5 protein-coding genes are annotated in these 4,462 nt (G+C 31.7%); 1 reads left to right on the forward strand and 4 read right to left on the reverse strand.

The features are described from left to right. Nucleotides 1–642 precede the first annotated feature (642 nt). Nucleotides 643–1,164, forward strand: coding sequence for a hypothetical protein (locus tag L950_RS24220; protein WP_156169849.1), 522 nt, complete (start codon nucleotides 643–645; stop codon nucleotides 1,162–1,164). Nucleotides 1,165–1,832: 668 nt separating this feature from the next. On the opposite strand, the gene L950_RS24225 is transcribed toward L950_RS24220, so the two are convergent. From L950_RS24225 to L950_RS29020, 4 genes are all read right to left on the reverse strand, one after another. Beyond that, nucleotides 1,833–2,453: a dihydrofolate reductase family protein gene (locus L950_RS24225; protein ID WP_021191345.1), complete on the reverse strand. Its 621-nt coding sequence runs from the start codon at nucleotides 2,451–2,453 to the stop codon at nucleotides 1,833–1,835. Nucleotides 2,454–2,957: 504 nt separating this feature from the next. Further along, nucleotides 2,958–3,197, reverse strand: a complete 240-nt coding sequence (locus tag L950_RS24235) for a response regulator (RefSeq protein WP_021191347.1) — start codon at nucleotides 3,195–3,197, stop codon at nucleotides 2,958–2,960. A gap of 14 nt (nucleotides 3,198–3,211) precedes the next feature. Then, nucleotides 3,212–3,367: a hypothetical protein gene (locus L950_RS29015; RefSeq protein WP_021191348.1), complete on the reverse strand. Its 156-nt coding sequence runs from the start codon at nucleotides 3,365–3,367 to the stop codon at nucleotides 3,212–3,214. Nucleotides 3,368–4,178: 811 nt separating this feature from the next. Continuing rightward, nucleotides 4,179–4,391 carry a hypothetical protein gene (locus L950_RS29020; protein WP_156169851.1) on the reverse strand — a complete coding sequence of 71 codons (213 nt, stop codon included), beginning with the start codon at nucleotides 4,389–4,391 and terminating at the stop codon, nucleotides 4,179–4,181. Between the last annotated feature and the right edge of the window lie 71 nt (nucleotides 4,392–4,462).

The following is a 4,462-nucleotide window of genomic DNA, read 5'->3' on the forward strand; positions in this document are numbered from 1 at the left end:
ACAGAAGACAGTTATTTCCCTGGGACAGCGCATAGCTCTCCCTGTAGCAAGTTTTTGCATTTTTTAAGGTTTATACGAAGTGAATCAGGAGCTAAAAATTTGGCAAATAAGCCCCTGTTCCAACTTTTCAATAGTTAAAAAATAAATTGGAAAAAATGCAATTAATAGTCTTCGTCAAAGGTTATAATTTGGTATTCAGTATTGCATTTTGAATGGATAGTCAGCATAGTGACTTTGCGCAACAGATCTAATCTGCCGGCTTGATGATATTTTTGGTGGTCTGTTTTTTGTTCATACTCGCTATTGGTTAACGAGTCTTGTTGGCGAGAAAGATCCAAGATACATGTGGGTCTACTAACCGTCGTCACAATAAGTTTCTCACGCCCTACAAGACACGGATTTACAGCAGACCCACATCTACCTGTTATGCAAATATAGCATAAAAGTATAGACATGGGTGTTTAATCTGCTGCCTTGCGTCGTGGCGTGAGAATATTGTGACGGCAAGACTCTTAGTTTAAACACCTAAGTTCTTCAAGAAAGCACATATTACTCTCTTTCTAAATCAAAGATAAGTAAACAAATTACAAAAAAAGAATATTATGTCACTTTTTGTAATTCGCGTCGGTTTCATATTTGGTTATGATGAATATTGATAGAAAAATAATAACCAAAAATATTCTTAAGCTAATTGATAGTAATGGTATTAATGATACGGATTTTGCAAATCTTATTGACAAATCAACTAGAACATTAGCTAGAATAAGAAAAGAGAAAGCTTTATTTAATATCGAGGACATTAACATAGCAAGCTCATTTTTTAATAAAACACTAATAGAGTTTAACAGTCCAGAAATTGCGATTGAGGGAAATTCTCGTAATATTCTTAAACAAATCCACAAAGACAATGTCGCTTACTATAGCCTATTAGAAAAGCGGCCAAGCATTACTTATGCAATAACTTTTTACTTATTGAAAAATGAACAATTTTGTTCAGCAGGTATGATTGTAGAAAAAATCAAAAATTTTTTTGAATCTTTTGGATGGTATTATTCAAGTTCATACATATCTAGCGCAATGGTGCGAAATAGTGAGTATGTATCTGTTTCAGGCACTGAAATAATTGACGGCAATAAGGTAAATGTTTATAAAGCGAAAATATAATTATCTCTATGAATTTACTATAATGAACTACATACGTTAAATCAATTTATGGATCGGATTTAATCATATGTGAGTTCAAAATTTACAGTTCATCACAACAGTAGGAAATATATAAATAATCATAACAGTTTTATTTTGATTATTTCACAAAATTGAACAGACTACCCTGCAAAAAAAATACAATTAAGATTCTTTAAAGAAAGAACAATGCCTATTCTTGTCTAAATGACAAGAATATTAAATATATGGTGAATGAAAAGGAATTAGACATAAATTCGCATTATTGCTTAGAACACTTACAATTTGAATTAAAAAGCTTGTATAATACTATATATAAGGTATTACCAAAAATCTTATTTTAAAGGCTTTAACTAAACTGTTATGCTAAACCAAAAAACAAGTAAAATTAATATCACATTGTCCTTAAAGGAGTTTTTTATTATTAGCAAATGATGCATTTAATTATGAGTGCTTTCTACTGAGTATAATACCTATACCCCACCGTTCTTTAATCCAATATTCAACAGGATGAAAACACATGAATGTTGAGCAATCAGTTATCTTGTTGCCATCGTTATTGCATATTCAAAGACTAACACTTTATCTTTTAAATAATTTTATCTATAACCTCTGAATACCAAATGATTTATTATATTGATTGGTTATTATTATAATTTTATCAGCTTGTATCTCAAATGGATCGTTAGGTCTGAAGGTATTATTTCTGCAATTTTTATATCATATTGGTCTTTATCAATTCCGTCAAAAAGCCGGATACCGCTACCTAAGAATACAGGTGCAATGTGAATCAAAAATTCGTCCACTAGTCCTGCATTTAAAAATTGTTGAATAGTGTTAGCACCTCCTTGTATTCTGATGTCTTTTCCTTTTGCTGATTGTCTTGCCTTGTCTAAAGCAGACTCTATTCCATCATTTATAAAGTAAAAAGTTGTCGCTCCTTCCTGAATCCAAGGCTCTCGCTCTTCATGTGTTAATACATAAACATCTGCTTTATAGAGATCATTGGGCCAACTTACCTCCCCTTCTTCAAACATTCTCTTCCCCATAATGAATGCACCTGTTCGTTCAATTGTCTCTCTAATATATTTACCGTCAGGCCCATCTTCTGTGCCTCCTTCGAACCCCAAGTATTTCCAAAAGGCTTTTTGGTTAAACATCCATTGGTGTAGTTTTTCTGAAACACCGCCCATTGGATTGTTAGGACTTCTATGATCGCCTGCATAATATCCATCAAGTGATATTCCGCTGTCAAAGATGATTTTGCTCATTTTAATTCTTTCGTTTATAATATAATTTTACTAATTCTGTTTCAGATGTTTTTCGGTGATGTATTCGAATTACCTGATCAGTTCTTATATCTTTTAACTTACCCTGTTCTGTTAACTCACAAAACTGGCATAACAGACATAATAAATTCGTGTATTAATATTTGCTTCAATAATTCATTTATTACTTCTGCACTACGTCACAATAGATATTCTTACCATTTTCAGATTTTAACCCTTTGATTAACTCTGCTCAGCGAGTGAAGATTAAAATTACAAAAAAGCACCTTATGCTCACCATACTTTTAAAAACAACGGAAAGCCGGATGGGACAAACTATCTTTGTTTCAACAGTGACAAATAGAATGAAAAGGCTAATAAATATGGATTTCAGCGAAGGATTAAAGAACCAAAGCCATCTTTTACAGAATGGCTTTGGCTTACTTGTATTTAAAGGTAGATAAAGTTCAATTTAATACAAAACTATAAAAGCTATCTGTATTTCAATCAATTCAGTAATGCCTGATCATTAGAAATGTGTTCGCTCTTTTTATTCATTTCATATCCTTCCAATGACTTCAGAAGATCGACAAGATTGAAGGGTTTGGGTAAAAAAACATCTGCTCCTGCATTCATAGCAACCTTTTTACCATCAGAATTAGCCGAAATACAAATTATAAATAAACCTTTCAATATATCATGGCTTCTAACTTTTTTAATTAATTGATCTCCAGAAATACCGGGCATGGAGAGATCAACGATTAAATTTCAGGAAATTCTTGCTCTATATAGGATAAAGCATTTAGACTTTTTGTTTCGGTAAGCACATCAAGATCAAGACACTCACTCAGCACTACTTTTATTACTTCTACTATGCTGGTATTATCGTCGCACACAAAAACTTTTTTCTTCGTCATAACATAGTAGTTTAAACATAGGAACATAAAAAATCCTATGTATTTGTTATCATTTTTACTTATCAATAATCATTTAAAAAATTTTAGTCAGATCCTTCTATCTATGATACAAATTAACCATAAGATAGTTTGCACAGTTTTTTATATGTAGCGAGTTTATTATTTGCATTATTTAAAATTCTTATTTTTAAAAGTTAATGTAGTATGTTTTCTTTTCATTTACCATTGTCCGAAAATACTTCGAAATTTATCAACATTCTAATATGCATACAGGCCAACTTATTATTTAATTTTTCAAAAACCACCCTCATATTTTTTATGCTGTAAGTAATGAAATAATTCAAATCGTATTCATCTGATTCAGTTTTTAAAAATGTCTTGTCACATTGTCTTCTTGATTCCAAAAAAACCTTTAGATTGATATAATTTCCAATTTAGTATTCTGTTCACCTACTCCGGTTTTTAAAAGCACGAGTTGGAAAACATGAAATTTGGTTAGGAACTTAAAGTGTTAATGAGATAAACTCTAGAAAAGACAGCTAATCAAAATTTACATCTAGATTAATATAGTCTATTCAACTATGACAAGCAATGCCGTTTCCCAAATATGAATTACGCCAGGTTTTTTAGCCTCACGATGAAAGAGCTTGCTCGGAATTTAAATTATTTAGGCCTAAAGATTGGTAAATCTAATAAATAAAACTCCTATGTCAATTATTAGCTGAAAATTCAGTTGTTCATTGTATCGAATTATATATCGAGAGAAAAAAGAAAAGCCCGATGAATCTCGAGCTTTTGATACTAACTGATGTTAGTTTTGTTTTTTATTGTTCAGTTTGAACTCTTCAAACTCCTTGAATAACCGTAAGAGTTTAAATGTAGAGCTGATCAGCTCGTTTGTCTCTAACAGGATAGAGAAGTAGAGTTTACTGTTCTTAGGACTATTTTCTGTTGTCCGGATATGGTCGATCTGCTTGTCCAAAAGATCGTTAATAACCTTCTGAAGCTGATCGCGCTGTTTCACTAGTTGAACGTCAAGCTTAAGAAGTCTCGGCGCTTATACAAACTATATACTTCAGCCGTACCAGTACCCAG

Source organism: Sphingobacterium sp. IITKGP-BTPF85 (assembly GCF_001006065.1).
In the GTDB taxonomy this organism is placed as follows: domain Bacteria; phylum Bacteroidota; class Bacteroidia; order Sphingobacteriales; family Sphingobacteriaceae; genus Sphingobacterium; species Sphingobacterium anhuiense.

Bases quoted from the DNA above. Each gene is read 5' to 3' on its own strand.
- L950_RS24220 (WP_156169849.1), top strand. From the start codon at position 643: ATGATGAATATTGATAGAAAAATAATAACCAAAAATATTCTTAAGCTA.
- L950_RS24225 (WP_021191345.1), bottom strand. From the start codon at position 2,453: ATGAGCAAAATCATCTTTGACAGCGGAATATCACTTGATGGATATTAT.
- L950_RS24235 (WP_021191347.1), bottom strand. From the start codon at position 3,197: ATGCCCGGTATTTCTGGAGATCAATTAATTAAAAAAGTTAGAAGCCAT.
- L950_RS29015 (WP_021191348.1), bottom strand. From the start codon at position 3,367: ATGACGAAGAAAAAAGTTTTTGTGTGCGACGATAATACCAGCATAGTA.